At 54.7% G+C, this 16900-nt stretch carries 17 protein-coding genes; 5 read left to right on the plus strand and 12 right to left on the minus strand.

The window, feature by feature from the left end:
* The first annotated feature begins 917 nt into the window (after positions 1-917).
* Complete coding sequence (locus CLV58_RS28655; protein ID WP_211300856.1) at positions 918-1445, plus strand: LytTR family DNA-binding domain-containing protein; 528 nt, start codon at positions 918-920, stop codon at positions 1443-1445.
* A gap of 338 nt (positions 1446-1783) precedes the next feature.
* Here the strand turns inward: CLV58_RS28655 and CLV58_RS12995 are convergent, their stop codons facing one another.
* Together CLV58_RS12995 and CLV58_RS13000 are read right to left on the minus strand one after the other, a co-directional pair.
* Complete coding sequence (locus CLV58_RS12995) at positions 1784-2827, minus strand: NAD(P)-dependent alcohol dehydrogenase (RefSeq protein WP_106138259.1); 1044 nt, start codon at positions 2825-2827, stop codon at positions 1784-1786.
* Between the two features lie 97 nt (positions 2828-2924).
* On the minus strand, positions 2925-3332 hold the full coding sequence (locus tag CLV58_RS13000; protein ID WP_106138260.1) for a winged helix-turn-helix transcriptional regulator: 408 nt from the start codon (positions 3330-3332) through the stop codon (positions 2925-2927).
* 197 nt (positions 3333-3529) lie between these two features.
* Here CLV58_RS13000 and CLV58_RS13005 point away from each other — a divergent pair, with 197 nt between their 5' ends.
* The 4 genes from CLV58_RS13005 to CLV58_RS13020 all read left to right on the plus strand — a co-directional run bounded on the left by CLV58_RS13005 (position 3530) and on the right by CLV58_RS13020 (position 7177).
* A complete protein-coding gene (locus CLV58_RS13005; RefSeq protein ID WP_106138261.1) occupies positions 3530-4399 on the plus strand; it encodes an SDR family oxidoreductase in 870 nt (289 codons plus the stop codon).
* A 174-nt stretch (positions 4400-4573) separates the two neighbouring features.
* Positions 4574-5020 carry a peptide-methionine (R)-S-oxide reductase MsrB gene (gene msrB / locus CLV58_RS13010; protein ID WP_245882312.1) on the plus strand — a complete coding sequence of 149 codons (447 nt, stop codon included), beginning with the start codon at positions 4574-4576 and terminating at the stop codon, positions 5018-5020.
* 151 nt (positions 5021-5171) lie between these two features.
* On the plus strand, positions 5172-5990 hold the full coding sequence (locus tag CLV58_RS13015; RefSeq protein ID WP_106138263.1) for a helix-turn-helix domain-containing protein: 819 nt from the start codon (positions 5172-5174) through the stop codon (positions 5988-5990).
* Between the two features lie 56 nt (positions 5991-6046).
* A complete protein-coding gene (locus CLV58_RS13020; protein WP_106138264.1) occupies positions 6047-7177 on the plus strand; it encodes an FAD-dependent oxidoreductase in 1131 nt (376 codons plus the stop codon).
* 510 nt (positions 7178-7687) lie between these two features.
* Here CLV58_RS13020 and CLV58_RS13025 read toward each other — a convergent pair.
* The 10 genes from CLV58_RS13025 to CLV58_RS13070 all read right to left on the minus strand — a co-directional run bounded on the left by CLV58_RS13025 (position 7688) and on the right by CLV58_RS13070 (position 16807).
* Complete coding sequence (locus CLV58_RS13025; protein ID WP_106138265.1) at positions 7688-8107, minus strand: putative toxin-antitoxin system toxin component, PIN family; 420 nt, start codon at positions 8105-8107, stop codon at positions 7688-7690.
* The gene (locus CLV58_RS13030) at positions 8094-8309 is read right to left on the minus strand and encodes a hypothetical protein (RefSeq protein WP_106138266.1); all 216 of its coding nucleotides are present in this window, start codon (positions 8307-8309) and stop codon (positions 8094-8096) included. Before CLV58_RS13030 ends, CLV58_RS13025 begins: the two co-directional genes overlap by 14 nt.
* A gap of 99 nt (positions 8310-8408) precedes the next feature.
* On the minus strand, positions 8409-10652 hold the full coding sequence (locus CLV58_RS13035; protein ID WP_106138267.1) for a xanthine dehydrogenase family protein molybdopterin-binding subunit: 2244 nt from the start codon (positions 10650-10652) through the stop codon (positions 8409-8411).
* 2 nt (positions 10653-10654) lie between these two features.
* The gene (locus CLV58_RS13040; RefSeq protein ID WP_106138268.1) at positions 10655-11674 is read right to left on the minus strand and encodes an FAD binding domain-containing protein; all 1020 of its coding nucleotides are present in this window, start codon (positions 11672-11674) and stop codon (positions 10655-10657) included.
* A complete protein-coding gene (locus CLV58_RS13045) occupies positions 11671-12306 on the minus strand; it encodes a (2Fe-2S)-binding protein (protein ID WP_106138269.1) in 636 nt (211 codons plus the stop codon). Before CLV58_RS13045 ends, CLV58_RS13040 begins: the two co-directional genes overlap by 4 nt.
* 167 nt (positions 12307-12473) lie before the next feature.
* Positions 12474-13049, minus strand: coding sequence for a sugar O-acetyltransferase (locus tag CLV58_RS13050; protein ID WP_106138270.1), 576 nt, complete (start codon positions 13047-13049; stop codon positions 12474-12476).
* Positions 13046-13486: a putative quinol monooxygenase gene (locus CLV58_RS13055; RefSeq protein WP_245882313.1), complete on the minus strand. Its 441-nt coding sequence runs from the start codon at positions 13484-13486 to the stop codon at positions 13046-13048. Before CLV58_RS13055 ends, CLV58_RS13050 begins: the two co-directional genes overlap by 4 nt.
* A gap of 26 nt (positions 13487-13512) precedes the next feature.
* Entirely contained in the window at positions 13513-13968 is a 456-nt protein-coding gene (locus tag CLV58_RS13060; RefSeq protein WP_106138271.1) for a cupin domain-containing protein, read from the minus strand.
* Positions 13969-14050: 82 nt separating this feature from the next.
* Positions 14051-16324 (minus strand): xanthine dehydrogenase family protein molybdopterin-binding subunit, encoded by a 2274-nt coding sequence (locus tag CLV58_RS13065; RefSeq protein WP_106138272.1) that lies wholly within the window; start codon positions 16322-16324, stop codon positions 14051-14053.
* Between the two features lie 15 nt (positions 16325-16339).
* Positions 16340-16807, minus strand: a complete 468-nt coding sequence (locus CLV58_RS13070; RefSeq protein WP_106138273.1) for a (2Fe-2S)-binding protein — start codon at positions 16805-16807, stop codon at positions 16340-16342.
* Positions 16808-16900: the final 93 nt, after the last annotated feature.

Consider the following 16900-nt stretch of genomic DNA (forward strand, 5'->3'; position numbering starts at 1 on the left):
CTGGCAGGAGTTTTACCAGTCTTGGCGGGGCCAGGCTGATGAGGCTACAGAGGGAGCCCAGCAGCAGCAGGCTCGCCAGCCAGCGTAGCGGGGGCCGGGATCGGAAAGGTTGGGTCATAGCTAGTCGAGTGAATCAGTTTGTAAACTATTTAATTGAATTGTAAATATTTGACAGTCAATTAATATGCGAGAAAGAGTAAACAGCGAGTATCTTATAGACGCGCCATCAATGCACTTTGTAGATGCTGACCAGCTGCTCAGGTTATTCCCCAATACACTCAGCAACCACGAGTTAATATTCAGTAACTTTATTATAATTTAATAAACTTGATAGAGTAAAAAGGCGTCAGATACGATTTTATGTGCTCGAAATACTACTAGTTTGTAGGCTGGTTTAGTTGCTCGTCCCTATTGTCCGCTCCGTTATGTCTCCTTTACCGCTCACGTTTCGAACACGTGGTAGCTGGCCATACATTGCCTTGCTGCTGCTTTTATGTATTTTGGTCTTTCAATTCGTGTCGATTCGACATAATTCAAGTAATAATGCGTTCACTAGCCTTGTTCAGGGAGATATTGGGGCTTATGCGAAAGGGTTACTATATTATATACCCGTCGAATTCATCACAGTCTGTGTTATTCTGGTTGTATTAGTACTATATAAAAAATGGCTACGGCTTGACTCGCTTTATCCTACGGCGGTCAGCTTACTGAAATACGAGATTATATTTTTACCGGCTATTCTGGGATCAATAATATTTGTGTGCCCGATTACTAATGCTGTGAGATACGCCTTTTTATACGTCAACCACTACAGCTGGCGCTCCTATTATCCTGACTTCTTTTTTACGTGGAGGATGTATTTTAACTATTTGTTATCCGTTTTATTTTTTAGCTATGCGTACTTAAATGCGAATCTAATGCTAGACTACATTGACTGGCACCAGGCGATTGATCCGGCTGCTGGTACTGGTTCAAATGAGTCTACCCGCGTTAACGATACTGAACGTGAGGAGAAGTTACCTGTATTGGCTCTGACCGAAGACCAGAAAAACGGGATAGAAAAAGGAACTATTAATTCCGATACTGAGTCGTCGAAACTACCTGTCCTTCAGATCGTAGAGGTTTATGATGGAAAGGGTAGTATTGTTTTACCTGTCGACACTATTGTCTATTTCGATGTACAGGGTAAGGTTTACCGAGCGTACACGGAGCGCAAAGAGTACAAGCTAAGGAAGACAATTCTGGAGCTGGAGCAAGAATTAGATTCGAAAGTATTTTTTCGAATCAGCCGTGGTGTGATTGTAAATACCTCATTTATCGCAAATTATTCTCACTGGGAGTACGACAAATTTATCATACGTTTGAGCAATAGTTCAAAGGAGTTTGTCATGCAACGAAAACGACTTAGTGCACTGAAGGCCTGTCTCTCGGGCAGATACTCATGAAAGCTGTTCGATACTGGTATAAGCTTGCTTGGAATGATTAAAGTACGCAGTTTTTTGACTCGCCTGTCGGTTTTAGCTGAACATCGCTATTGCTAACTGTCTAGTAGAATGCTCTAATTGTCAGATAGATCGGCTTCGAAGATGCATGTAATGGACAAACTGTGTCTTTCACTATAGGTGCCGTCGAGCTTCATTAGCATGTGCGCTGGAGATAGATTATGTCATTTCCTTGCAGAAGAGAAGGAAGAGAAATATGAGAACAAGGAAGAAAGATGAGAGACGAAAGAGTCAAGACCGTATATCGTCTTTTCTCTTTCGTCTCTCATCTTTCCTCCCTGCTACAACGTCTTCATATCGATAACGAACCGGTAGCGAACGTCGCCCTTCAGCATGCGTTCGTAGGCGGTTTCGATGTCCTTCATGTCGATCAGTTCGATGTCGGATGTGATGTTGTGTTCGGCGCAGTAGTCGAGCATTTCCTGCGTTTCGGGTAGTCCGCCGATCATCGAACCGGCCAGGCTCTTGCGGCCCGGAATCAGGCTGAAAGCCGCAATCTCCGAAGGGGTTGGCGGTGCACCGACGCAGATGTGTACGCCGTCTGTTTTTAGCATACCCAGGTACAGGTTGTAGTCGTGGGGAGCCGATACGGAGTCGATGATAAAGTTGAAATAGCCCTGTACACCCTTGAGTTGTTCCGGATCTTTGGTCACGACAAACTTGTGCGCCCCCAGTCGCTTGGCATCTTCTTCTTTGCCGGGTGACGTGCTCAGTACCGTTACTTCGGCACCGAACGAAGCCGCGAATTTCACGGCCATATGGCCCAGACCGCCCAGACCAAGCACGGCTACCTTGTGGCCTTCACCGACGTTCCAGTGACGCAGGGGTGAATAGGTCGTGATGCCGGCACACAGCAGCGGGGCAACGGCGGCCAGATCGAGCCGCTCATCGACGTGCAGCACAAAGGCTTCGTCGACAACGATGACGTTGGAATAGCCCCCGTAGGTCGGCGTTTTGTGGTCCTGCTCCAGACTGTTGTAAGTCTGTGAGTGGCCGTTGAGACAGTACTGCTCCAGACCGTCTTCGCAGTTTTCGCAGTGCCGGCACGAGTCGACCAGACAGCCGACGCCCGCCAGATCACCTACTTTGAATTTGCTGACATCGCTACCGACAGCCGTTACGCGACCGACGATCTCATGGCCGGGTACCATCGGAAAAATCGACCCGCCCCATTCGTCGCGGACCTGATGAAGATCGGAGTGGCAGACACCACAGTATAAAATGTCGAACTGCACATCGTGCGGACCGGGTTCGCGCCGGTCGAAAGAAAACGGACCCAGTGGTGTTTTCGGGTCCTGAGCGGCATAGCCTTTTGCGGCAATCATAGCTGGTTGGGTATTTATGCTGAAATCATATAGTCAACCAGACTTTACGGGTAAGCGTTTAGAATAGCAATGTTATAGAGGATTAACTGGCTGATTGTCAGACTGACAGCGTTTCGGCTTCGGGTGCCGTTTCAGCGGGTCGATCGCTCAGGATGCGCCGACGATGGTTGAGGCCCCAACTTGCCATTTCTTCGATAATCTTTTCTAGGGTTCGCCCGTAATCCGTTAGCTTGTAGGAAACCGTTACGGGCTTGGTGTCGTGTACCGTGCGGATTACCAACTCATTGTCTTCTAGTTCTTTCAGTACCTGTGACAACATCTTGGCCCCGATGCCGTCGACAATGCGCTGCAACTCGCCAAAGCGACATTCGCCCAGGAAGTTCAGCGAACTGATGACGGCAATACGCCATTTACCGCTGACCAGGTCAAGCGTGTCGTAGATAGCACGCAACTGCTCGTGGCAGTGAGGGGTGAAGCGAAATTCGTCGGGATTTTTCTGGCTCATGTGCGGGGTACTTTCTCAGGGGAAACTACTTTACTTTTGGAAAGTAGTTTCAAAAGTAAACCAAAGATAAGTCCTTTGCGTCACTAAATAAAGCGACGCGTTGCTGATCGGCGGAACGGTCTCGGACTGAACGGTCTCGGACCAACACCGATAAAAGCTTCATCGTCGTATCGTCAACTGATTTAACTGCAATAACTATGATTCTTGTAACTGGAGCCACTGGCCAGCTAGGCGGTGCCGTCGTTGAGTTTCTCCTGAAAAAAGTAGCGGCCGATCAGGTTGCCGTATTGGTGCGCGACGCCAGCAAAGCCACCGATCTGCAACATAAAGGGGTTAGCGTGCGGGTGGGCGACTACCACGATTACGCGTCGCTGGTACAGGCGTTTCAGGGCGTCGATACCGTATTGTTAGTGTCGACAAATGACCTTAACGATCGCGTGGGGCAGCACCTGAACGTCATCAATGCCGCCAAAGAAGCGGGCGTAACGCGGTTTGCGTATACGGGCGTAACTATGCAGCACCTCGATCAGTCGCCGTTGAAGGACTTCATGGGTGACCACTTCACGACGGAAGAAAACCTGAAGAACTCGGGTTTGACCTACATTTTCCTGCGCGACGGGCTATACAGCGACGTTCTGCCCCAATTCTTCGGACCGCACGTACTGGAAACGGGTATTTTCCTGCCGGCTGGTCAGGGACGGGTGCCGTTTGCCACGCGGCTGAACATGGCTGAAGCAGCTGCCAACGTACTGGCGGGTGAGGGCCACGATAACCAGATCTACGAACTGGTCAATACGGAAAGCTGGTCGATGGCCGATGCTGCCGTTATACTATCGGAACTGGCGGGTGAGGATGTGGCCTACACCGATGCGCCTAACGAGGTGTTTACCGACGTGATGAAGAAAGCGGGTGTACCCGAAGGAGGGATCGGCTTCGTGATCGGGTTTGCCAACGCCATCGGTAAAAACGATTTCGACATGCCCGGTACGACGCTGGAGCAACTCCTTGGCCGCAAACCGACGTCGCTGAAAGACTACCTGCAAGCTACCTACTTCGCTGGTAAGTAAGCAAGTTTGTCTACTGCTACGCCCTGTAACACAGCCGATTCCCTGTGTTACAGGGCGCTTCGTTGGTTAACCGGAGCAGCAAGCGTTGCGTTGGCTCACCTAACTTTCAGAGGGGGTTTTGGGTTTATAAATAAACAACGTACTGCGATGAACGCAACTGACCCAAAGGAACAAATGGCTGATCAAAGCGCCAACCCGTACTACTCCCGTACGGATCACCACCACCTGGACGTGCCGAACGAAGCGTGGCAAAAAATACTACCGCCCGACCTGTACGCCGTCGCGCGTGAGCAGGCGACGGAACGGCCCTTCACCGGAAAATTCTGGAACAGCGACACGAAAGGAACCTATTACTGTGCCGTATGTGGCAACAAGCTGTTCCGGTCCGACGCCAAGTTTGCCAGCAGTTGTGGGTGGCCCAGCTTTTTCGAAGCCGACCGACCAGAGAGTGTACAATACCATACGGATAATTCATACGGTATGCGCCGGGTCGAGGTTGTCTGTGGGCGTTGTGACTCACACCTGGGCCACATTTTCAACGATGGACCCGCGCCAACTGGTCAGCGTTACTGCATGAACTCGATCTCGCTCGACTTCGAGCCGGATAGCGCTGCGGACTAATCGTCTGGTGAGCACAAGATTGGCCCGGTGTATTCGGGAATTAACCGAGAAGTCGCTGAACTTGCGCCACTGAAGCAAGGTTAGCGACTTTTTTAATGCGAGAGGTACGCAGCCGTCTGTGGCTCACTCATTTACATGGCTATTAGTCACCATGCAGCATCTGGAAGTTGAATCGCCTGAATCGTTGCGAAGCGTTATCAAGTGCTTCTGGTACACCAGCATCGACTTTGCCAAAAATCAGTCGAATTTCGAGGTTATACCGGATGGCTACGCTGAACTGATCTTTCATTTTGGCAGTCATTGCAGTATCGCTACCAGTAACGGCTTGCAGCCCCTGCCGTCCCCGTTTCTGGTAGGGCTGCTCAACCAGCCGGTTTGCTTTCATTCGACAGGCCGGCTGGAAATCATCGGTGTGCGCTGCTTCCCCTGGACCGTATTTGCGTTGCTGGGCCTGCCATCGGACAAGGACGGCGTCCGCACGATCGAGCATCCGGTTGCCCATCTTCAGGCTGCACTGACCGAGTTGATTCAGGCTGGTCAGATCAACGAAGCCCTGGCTACGGTAGCCGCCTATTTTCTGGCTGCACAATCGCCGGTTGACCCAAACGCGGTGTTGCAAAAAGCGGGCGCTGCGATGCGGAACGCCAACGGAACCCTGCCGGTCAGTCAGGTTGCGGCAGCAGCCCACGCGACGGTGCGCACGCTGGAACGCAAGTTTAAACAATCGGCGGGGCACACGGTGAAAGATGTGTCGGCGCTGATGCGTTTCGAGCAGGTACGCGACCAAATTTGGATCGATCCAAACGTCAGCCTGGCCGGGCTGGCCCACGAACTGGGCTATACGGATCAGGCGCATCTGAGCCGCGAATTCAAGCGATACAGCGGCACGACACCTGCCGCCTTCGCGCGCCGAACGAAGAAGGTGAAGCAGACCATCGGCGACGATTTTGTCGTGTTTGTACAAGCCTGACCCAGCCGCATGTCGGAATTTTGTGCTGTAATCAACGTACTAGCCAGCACACAATCATGCTGTTAACCGATAAGGAAGTCGCCATTCTGGGGGCCGGGCCCGTTGGCCTGACATTCGCCAAACTGCTGCAACAGGCAGGCGTAACCGTAACTGTGTACGAACGCGACAAAGACGCGCAGGCCCGCATCTGGGGTGGTACTCTCGACCTGCATGAAAGTTCCGGTCAGAGGGCGCTTGCCAGGGCCGGGCTGCTCGATCATTATTTCGCCAGGGCGATACCGATGGGCCGGATCGTTACCGACGAACAGGGGACCGTACTGTTTTCACGCGGTCCGGCTACCGATAGCCCCGAGATCAACCGTAATGAGTTGCGGACGTTACTGCTGCATAGTCTGGCGGAGGGTACGGTGGTGTGGGACTGCAAATTCACCGAACTCGCCGTCCACGACGGAAAGTGGCAACTGCAGTTTGCCGACGGCCAACGCGCTACAGCTGACCTGGTTATCGGCGCAAACGGTGGTATGTCGGCGGTGCGGCAATACATCACCAATGCCACTGTCGAGTACACCGGCACGGTGTTCATTCAGGGAGAAGTCGCCGATCCGCAACGGGTTTGTCCGGCGTTTTACCAGCTGTGTCAGGGGCATATTCTGATGGCGTCGCACGAGGGAAATCTGTTTGTCGCGAATCCGAATAACAACGATCTGCTGACCTATAACGTCATTCTAGGCGAGTCCGAAGCGTGGGTAAATGAGCACCTCAATTTTCAGGATGGGGACCGTATTGTTCCGTTTCTTGCCGATCGGTTTGCTGACTGGAATGCCGTCTACAAGCAACTGTTCCAGGCCACCGACCGGTTCCGGGCATTGCCGATCAGGAAACTACCGCTGACTACACCTTGGCGGCAGGATCGCCCGCTCCCCATAACCGTTATCGGCGACGCGGCTCATTTGATGCCCCCGTTTGCCGGTCAGGGCGTCAACACCGGACTGGTCGATGCGCTGACACTAGCCGACAAACTCACGAACGGGAAGTCGGATACGATAGAGGCAGCGATCAGCGCGTACGAGCAGGAAATGTTGATCTACGCCACAGCGGCTCAACTTGAGTCAAGTCAGAATGAACTGGCCCTGCGCCACCCTGATTTCTCCTTTCAAAACCTGTTTCACGGCGCACGGAACCAGTGATAGGGCACGTGTCTAAACTCATAGAAAAAGTAAGCGCTTGAACTTGAATTGAACCAACCCCTAAATCCCCTGAAGGGGACTTTGCTCATACGTTGAAAAAGTCCCCTTCAGGGCAGGGCTGTTAAGTTCTAGACCGTCTACCCCCCAGCCCCCCAAAGGGGGAGTATTCCGCCAATGAATTTCACCCCCTTCAGGGGGCGGGGGGTATTGTTAGCCGAAGGAAATTTGGCTTCTAGTAGTATCAAATCAAGAACTTAACAGCCCTGCCCTTTAGGGGATTTAGGGGTCAGGCGATCAATAATCCGTTCTGTTTCGTGAAACTGGTCGTTTTCTCGCTGAAAACTTATCGCCTGAAGAGCGACGAAAAACAAAACTCCTGCCCAATACCATTTTTGAAGGTTCCGGGCAGGAGTAAGTTGAAACAGCACAAGCTAGACCAGTTTTTGCATCACTTTATCGGGAGTGATGGGCAGGTCGCGGATGCGTTGGCCAGTGGCGTTGATTGTCGATTTACTCGGGACCGCCTACAAGATATTCTGCAATTGTTAAAATTCGGGTTTCCCGAAATTGCTGCATATCGAGCAAGTCTTTGTCACCTGTTATAAGATGGGTGGCTCGACCATCAACAGCAAGCGCCAGCAGAAAGTCATCTTTCTCATCACGGCATTCAACTACGACGCTACTGACATCAATAAACTCTGCCCGGTTGCGAAGTTGGTATGTTAGCTCGTTGAGGTCGTCTAGTGAAAAGAATTTTCTGAATTTGGGGCGACACGCAACGTCTATAAATTCTGCGAATAGTCGATCGCTGAAGAGCAGCGTAGCCAACTGCTTGTTCAGCAACTGATCGAGTTTTACGTAGTTGTTTGTCAGCAGGAAGCTAATCCAGAGATTCGTGTCAACAATAAGTCTGGCTTTATTTCCTGGCATGCCATTCAGTTCTAACGGATTCTACTTCCGCCGTGATCTCCTCGAGCGACGGCGCTTCGTCAGAATGGGCACGCAGTTTATTGACAATGTGCTGAAAATTATCACTGCCAGCCTGACGGATGGCGATTAAATCGAGTGCCGCCAAGTCTTCCAGTAGCTGGGTAGCTTTCGGATTCAAGATGTCAATCTGGAGCGTTGTCATAACTTAAATATACCTCTTTTCCTGATATTGGCGATATGAAAAACTCCGCTGCACCTACGTAAAGATAGCTACAGCGGAGTAAAATCGAAACAATGCAGGTTACACCAGCTTCTGCATCACTTTATCGGGGGTGATGGGCAGGTCGCGGATACGTTGGCCGGTGGCGTTGAAGACTGCGTTGGAGACGGCAGCCGCAAAACCGATCAGGGCAATCTCCCCCATCCCTTTGGCACCCATCGGATTGATGTACGGATCGGGTTTGTCGATGACGATGGTTTCCGTATGCGGTACGTCGGCGCTGGTGGCTACGTGGTAGTCGCCGAGGTTGTTGTTGACGTAGCGGCCAAAACGGTGGTCGATGACAGCTTCTTCGGTCAGCGCCATGCCGATGCCGCCGGCTACGCCCCCGATCATCTGACTAGCCGCCGTCTTTGGGCTGACGATCCGGCCGGAGTCGGCCACGCTGACGGCTTTCGACACGCGAACGACGCCCGTAACAGGGTGAACGCGTACCTGTACGAAATGCACGGAGAACGAATACATCGAGTATTTCTCACCCTCCGAGCCGCCTTTCGACTGCTGCGTTTTGTCGATCGTTGTCAGGTTGTTGCTGCGCATCAGATCGGCCACGGCCACTTTCTTGCTGCGGTCGGTTTCCAGGTAGAGCATGCCGTCGGCGAGAGTCAGGTCGTCGGCTTTACTACCGGCTAGGGGAGAGCCGGACTTAGTCGCCAGGTCGGCCAGGGTATTTTTGACCGTCGTACAGACGTCATAGACAGCCGAACCAACCGTCGATGTAATGGTCGAGCCACCCTGCATCGGTGCGTTGGGCAGCGACGTATCGCCATAGTCGACCTTGATGCGGTCGACCGGAACGCCCAATACGTTGTGGGCGATCATTGCCATCGCTGTACCCGTACCCGGCCCAATGTCGGTGACGCCACATTGTACCGTTAGCGAACCGTCGGCGTTTAGAATGGCGCGGGCCGTTGCCTGTCCACGACTGGCGTTGAACGTGCCCGAACTCATGCCGTAGCCAACGAGCCATTCGCCGTCGCGGTTGCTGCCGGGCTGATTGCTGCGTTTGTTCCAGCCGATGGCGTCAGCCCCCCGCTGGTACGCTTCTTTCAGGTTTTTGTCCGAGTAAGGCCGGTTGTGTTCGGGGTCGGTTTCGGTATAGTTACGCAGGCGGAACTCGATTGGGTCTAGGTTGAGCTTGTGGGCCATCTCGTCCATAGCTGATTCGAGCGCAAAAGCACCCGTTGCTTCGCCCGGTCCGCGCATCCAGATGGGTACCCCCCGGTCGAGCGGGACGATTTTGTAACGTGTGCTCACGTTGGGACAGTCGTACATGAACTTCGTCATGTTGACGGTACCTTCCGTAAAGTCTTCGTAACTGGCCGTTTCGCCGGTGGCCGCGTGCGCAATACCGATCAGTTTGCCGTTCGAATCCGCCCCCATATTGATCGTCTGCACCGTGCGGGGGCGGTGTCCCACCAGCGTAAACATCTGCGAGCGCGTCATGACCAGTTTCACCGGCCGACCGATCTTCCGCGCAATGGCGACGACGGCGGTTTCCTGGGGCCACGTGCGCAGGGCCATGCCAAAGCCCCCGCCCATGAATTCGGTATGAACGTGGATGTTGTCGGGACTGATTTTGAACGCCTGCGCAATAGCCCGCTGCGTGGCTTTTACGCCTTGCGTTTTGGCGTAAATCATCAGCTTGTCGTCGCTCTCCCAGTTTGCCAGAATACCGTGCATTTCCATGGGGTTATGCACCTCAATCGGAATGGTGTAATTGGCTTCCAGGGTTATCGGGGCCGTTTTGTAACCATCGGCGGTACCCCGTACGTAGTCGGCAGCGCGTTCGCCTTTGGGCGTTACGCCGTCTGCCAGATGCTTTGCCAGATCGGTGCGGGCTGTTTGCTTCTTGTACGTCGCCTTGACCAGCGAAGCCGCGTAGGTGGCCCGCTCAAACGTGTCGGCCACGACCATCGCAATGGGTTGTCCGTCGAACAGAATCGCGTTCGTGTGCAGAATTCGATATTTTTCGCCACCCGATGGCGGACCCGGTGGGGGACCGTTGCCGTTTCCCTGCGCCGGAGCGTCCCAGCCGGGAATTGGGGGCATATTCTGATGCGTGAACACACCGACGACGCCCGGCGCGTTTTCCGCCTTTTTGGTGTCGATGCTCGCGATCGAACCTTTGGCAATGTCGCTGCTGACGATGACGCAGTAGGTCATGCTGGGCATGGTGAATTCCGCGAAATACTTGGCCCCGCCGGTCACTTTCATCCGCCCGTCGACCCGGTCTATGGGCGGGTTTTTCGTGTCTTTTGTCATGGTCAGGCGGTTTTAGTGGCGATTTTCAAGGCTTCTACAATCGAGTTGGGGGCCAGCGTCAGCTTGAAGTCATTTTCGCCATGGCCTTTCGCTCCCTTCATGGCTAGTGCTGCCGCCTGTTTGAAATTGTCCTCCGTAGCTGGTTTGCCTTTGAGGAACTGCTCGGCTTCGGTAAGTCGCCAGGGTTTGTGGGCCACGCCACCCATCGCCAGCCGAACGTTCTGCATCGTTTTCCCCTTCATGTCGACGCCAGCTCCGACCGACACCAGCGCGAAGGCATACGACGCCCGGTCACGGACTTTGAGGTAGTGCGAGTTTTTGGCGAAGTTGTTCATCGGCAAATCGATCGACATAATCAGTTCGCCCGGTTGCAGCGTATTGTCTTTCTGCGGCATATCGCCCGGCAGGCGGTGAAAGTCGACGAACGGAATCGTGCGGTCACCTTTCGGGCCGGATACGTTTACCGTCGCGTCCAATGCGACGAGGGCGATGCACATATCGCTGGGGTGTACGGCGATACATTTTTCTGACGTGCCGAAAATAGCGTGCATGCGGTTGTACCCACCGATAGCCCCGCAGCCGTTAGGGCCGTTGGGCTGTCCTTTTTCAGGGCCAGCCTGCACGGGGCTACGCTTGTTGCAGGGCATCGAGTTGTCGTAGAAATAGGAGCAACGGGTACGCTGCATCATATTGCCGCCTACCGTCGCCATGTTTCGCAACTGGGCCGATGCCCCCGCATTCAACGCCTGCGACAACAGCGGGAAGTTTTTCTTGACCAGCTCATGCTCGGCTACGGCCGAGTTCTTCGCCATCGCGCCGATCCGCAGACCGGTCGACGTTTTCTCAATCGTTGCCAGCGGTAGCTTGTTGATGTCGACAAGGCGTTCCGGGATGATAACTTCCCGTTTCATCAGGTCGATGAGGTTGGTGCCGCCCGCCAGGAAGTAGGTGCCGCTCTCCTTGGTGACGGCTGAAATCGCGGCCTTGGGGGTCGTAACCCGCGTAAATTGAAACGGATTCATACCTTTTGCCCTCCCTGTTTTACGTCCATAATCGCGTCGACAATGTTGGAATACGCACCACAGCGGCAGATGTTGCCGCTCATGTACTCCCGAATTTCATCGGGACTGTCGGCATGTCCTTCGCGGATGCAGGCTACCGCCGACATGATCTGGCCGGGGGTACAGTAGCCGCATTGAAAGCCGTCGTGTTTAATGAATGCTTCCTGCATCGGGTGCAACTGATCCCCGTCGGCCAGGCCTTCGATCGTCGTTACTTTGCAGCCTTCGGTCGTCATGGCCAGCGTCAGGCACGCGTTGACGCGTGTGCCGTCGACGTGGACGGTGCAGGCACCACACTGCCCGTGATCGCAGCCTTTCTTGGTGCCAGTCAGGTTGAGCTGTTCGCGAAGTAGATCGAGCAGCGTAACGCGGGGTTCGATGTTCAGCTGCTGGGCCGCGCCGTTGATCGTAACCCGAAGCGGCATTTGCTCGAAGCGGGTCGCTATTGTTTCGTGCAGTCCCTTCTCAACGGCCGTTACGGCGGCCGGGGGCGTTATGGCGAAAGCCGCCATGATCGACGACTGCTTGAGGAAATCCCGGCGTGATGCGCCCGAATGTTCCGCTGATTCGTCAGGGTGTTGTTGATCAGCCATAGTGTTGTGTTTGTACCAATCGATTCGTCAGAATAGTCTGCTGGTGTAACGAATTGTTGAACAGGTCGGTTAACCGTAGTCGAGGAAACGTAGTTACTGGCCCTTGCCGTGTGTTCCCGATGGTTCTGCGTACGTGGGTTTAGCTGATGCCCCTTGCGCATTGGCCCTTACAATGTTTTGACTACCCTGGCCGGGACACCAGCCACCACGGTATTGGGTGGTACGTCGCGGCTAACGACGGACCCGGCGGCTACGATGGCGTTCTCGCCGATGGTAATGCCCGGCAGGATGGTCGCTCCGGCACCAATCCATGCGTTGCGCCTGATGACAACGGGTTGCAGCAGCAGTGTCTTGCGGTCGGCGGGGTCCAGCGGATGATTTTCCGACGTCAGATTGACGTGGGGCCCAATCTGTACGTCGTCCTCGATGGTGATGCCGCCAATGTCGAGGAACGAACAGGCGTGGTTGATGAATACGTTTTTGCCCAGCCGGATAAAGCGACCGAAGTTGGTATGGAAGGGTGGGAAGATGGTCGTCGATGGGTCGATCGCTGTACCGATTATGTCGCTCAGTCGGCTTCGTACCTGATCGAGTTCGGTGGCCTGCGCGTTCATCGCAACGCAAAGCCGGATTGTGCGCGCTACGAGTGTGCTAAAGTGGGCGTACAGCGGGTCATCCTTACGAAAGGGTTCACCTGTCCGTAACTGCTGAAGAACAGCGTCTTCGTTGAGTTGATCGCTCATTTTTTGTCGTCCAGCTTTTTGAAGAGTAGCGGCATCGTGGCTGGGTCGAGTGCGGTCATCTCCACCAGTTTCAGCGACTTGACCATGGGCAGCGTCGCGGTTTTGTAGTGTTGAAAGTGGGGCGACTTGATGTGCGCTTCGTACGCGGCCCGGCTGGCGTAGATCTCCAGTAGCCGTATACTGGTCGGACTGTCTTTCCGGTACATGGGGAAGATACAAATGACGCCCGGCTCCAGCCGTACCGACGCGGCCGCTTCTTCCGTCAGAATGGCTTTGTAGTTTTCCAGCTCCGCCGGAACAATTTCGATTTCAGCGATACGTACCATCCTGTCCGGCTGCTGGGCCGACGCGGTGCCTTGACCGATCAGTAGTAACGGCAGGGTCAAGAAAGGAAGAATTGGTTTGATTGCGCTCATACGGCTACGGAAACGGTCCATGATGGGTGGGTTTTTGTCGTGACCAGTTATGGTTTGCCCGAATAGTCGGCATCCGTTACCCGCCCGAACCAGCTGGTTTTGCCCTTCTGCATAGGGGTGGTGGCGATGTACGTAACGCCACTCGTGGGGGTAGCACCATGCCAGTGCTCGACACCCGGCTGGCACCGGATGACATCTCCTTTTCGCACGATCTGCCGGGGCTTGCCCCGCTCCTGATAATAGCCAACGCCGTTGGTGTAAAGTAGAATCTGACCACCCGGATGGGAATGCCAGTGCAACCGGGCGTCCGGAGCGAACGTCGCCATCGTCGTGCTGAAGCTGAACGAGCTATCGGCCGGACTTAACTCGTTGAGCCAGATTGTGCCGACCTGATGATCGGTTTTGGCTTGCTCACCCCTGGAAAATAAAGGTGCATTTTGTCCCATGACGGAAATCGACAGGGCGGTTCCTGTCAATAGTATGACCAGGTTACGAATAAGCATGTTTATGGAAGGGCCGTCGGTTGGACGACCCGCTGTGATCGGGTGAAACAAACGATAGCGTGCAGCAACTGGTTTGCACCGATTAACCCTGGGTACGCTTCTCTGGATCGGGTTTGAACGGTTGGTTGTAGTGACGCCTGCCGGTGTTTTTGTACAGGGCATTGGCGACGGCTCCGAATACCGGTGGGAACGGTGGTTCGCCCAGTCCGGTTGGGTCGAGGTCGTTTTCGACAAAGTGAACATCGACCGTTTTGGGCGCTTCGTTGTGCCGGATCATCCGGTACGTATCGAAGTTGGTTTGCTCGGGTGCCCCGTTTTTGAGGGTCAGGGCACCGTAGAACGCATTGCCGATGCCGTCGACAACCGCGCCCTGCACCATATTTTTAGCCGCGTCGGGGTTGACGACGATACCGCAGTCCATCGCACTGAACACGCGTTCGACGTAGGGTTGCCCGTCCCGTGTCACCATGTCGACGACGTGGGCTGCGTAGGAGTTATGGCAGAAATAAGCCGCGACACCCCGGCTGTATTGCTCGTGACCCGGCGTGGCGACGCCCGCTTTTCCCCAGTTCGACTTGTCGCGCACCAGTTCCAGCACACCCGCGTAGCGGTCAGGATCGTACTCGTTGTTGGTGCCGACCGGCTTTTCTTTGGCCCGTTTTAACAGGTCGAGCCGGAAGGCAATAGGGTCTTTCCCCATGGCTTCGGCCACCTCGTCCAGAAACGACTGTTCGGCGGCTGCGTTGAAGTTGGAGCGCGGAGCCCGGAACGCACCGATGGTAATGTTGGAGGGGATTTCCCAGCCTTCGGCCAGGTAGTTGTCGATGGCCCCGGCCGGAAACCGGTTGGCGTGTATCGGATGCTCGGGAATACCGCCCCCCTTTACGTGAAAGGCGATCAGACTTTTGTCGGCATCCAGCGCTGCGCGGTAGGTGGCCGTGTACATCGGTCGGTAGATGCCGTAGGTCATGTCGTCCTCACGGGTGTAGATCAGTTTGACCGGGGCGTTGGCCTTTTTCGAGACAAGCGCGGCTTCGTAGAGGTACTGACCATACGCCCGGCGACCAAAGCCACCGCCCATGCGCGTCATCTGAATGTCGATTTTGTCGGCGGGGAGATTCAGGAGTTTAGACAGCGTTGGTTCTACCCAGCCCGGTGCCTGCAACGGCCCAACCAGCAACGCTTTTTCAGCCGTAACGTGCGCGAAAAAATTCATCGGCTCCATGCAGTTGTGGGCCAGGAAGGGGGCGTTGTACGTCCGCTCAATCACCTGAGCCGCGTTTTTGAAAGCCGTTTCGGGGTCGCCGTCTTTGCGGAGTTGCTGCGCCGGTTGGTTGGCGTATTGGGCCATTTTATCAAGCTGCGCCGTGGTACTCTCCAGGCCACCCGGCACGGTAACCGCCCGTTTGCCGCTCCGCCCGGCCATCGTATCGGTCGTGTCGCCGGCAGGTTCCCACTGCGCTACGAGCTTTTTACGGGCATTCATCACTTCCCAGGTGGTTTTGCCCACCACAACCAGCAGATCGTTGAACGTGCGGGTGTCGAAACCACCCTGCTCAAAGCCGTTTTCGTACAGATTCAGGTTGAACACATTGGTAATTCCCGGCATCTTGAGCGCCTGTGCCGCATCGAACGATTTCAGTTTCATGCCAAAGGCGGGCGGGTGCTGAATCATGGCGACGAGCGTACCGGCCGGTTTGTAATCCAGACCGAATAGCGGTTTTCCCGTGACGATCTTCTTGCCCTCGACGTTCCGCTTCGACTGGCGTACGATCGTGAAATCCTTCGGCGCTTTCAGTTTCACCCCTTTTGGGATGGGAAGCGTAGCCGCCTTGCCCGCCATCTCCCCGTAAGTCGCCGATTTTCCACTCGTATGATGCAGAACCCCCGCTTTGGTCGTGATTTCTTCGGCTGGTACGTTCCAGGTCTGGGCAGCTGCGTCGCGCAATAGCTGCCGGGCGGTGGCTCCGGCTTCGCGGAGCGGTTTCCAGTACATCCTGACCGAGTTGCTGCCGCCGGTAAACTGCGGACCCAACTTCGCGTTGTCGTGCGGACCCATTTCTACGACTACGTTTTTCCAGTCGACGTCCAGTTCCTCGGCGACCATCATTGGCAGCGACGTCATTACGTTCTGACCGAATTCGGGATTGGGACACAGGAGTTTCACCACGTTATCGGCGGTGATCTGAATGTAGCCGTTGAGTTGCGCCCATTGCTCGGGTACGTTCAGCGCCTGAAGTTTATCGGCTGCGTTGACACTCGATAACCAGCTTACACTGAGCATCAGGCCACCACCGGAGAGCAGCGATGTTTTTAGAAAGGAGCGCCGGTCGTATGTAGTCTTCGTACTTTTCATGGTCGAGGAGGGTGTTTACTTCGTCGCGGCTGTCTTGATGGCTTCTTTGATGCGCAGGTACGTTCCGCAGCGGCAGATGTTGCCGCTCATAGCCGCGTCGATGTCGCCGTCGGTGGGTTTAGGATTCGTCTTCAGCAGCGAGGCCGCGCTCATGATCTGCCCCGCCTGACAATAGCCGCACTGAGCTACGTCGTGGTCGAGCCAGGCCTGCTGTACGGGATGCAGGTTACCCGAACCGGCAGCCGTGGATAAACCTTCGATGGTCGTGACGGCCTGTTTGCCGACGACCGATACCGGTAGCTGGCAGGAGCGTACTGCCGTGCCATCGAGGTGAATCGTGCAGGCCCCGCACTGAGCAATGCCACAGCCATATTTGGTGCCGGTCAGGTTCAGATGGTCGCGCAACACCCACAACATCGGCGTTGTCGGATCGGCGCTTACCTGCCTGACTTTACCGTTTATTTTTAGATTGTACGTAGCCATTAGCGTTAGGGTTTGTCCTTGTTTTATAAGTCGTTAGGCCGTAGGAAATACTGATTACCCCCAACCCCCTAAAGGGGGCTAAAGCTTGTGGAT

It is taken from the genome of Spirosoma oryzae, from assembly GCF_003002825.1.
In the GTDB taxonomy this organism is placed as follows: domain Bacteria; phylum Bacteroidota; class Bacteroidia; order Cytophagales; family Spirosomataceae; genus Spirosoma; species Spirosoma oryzae.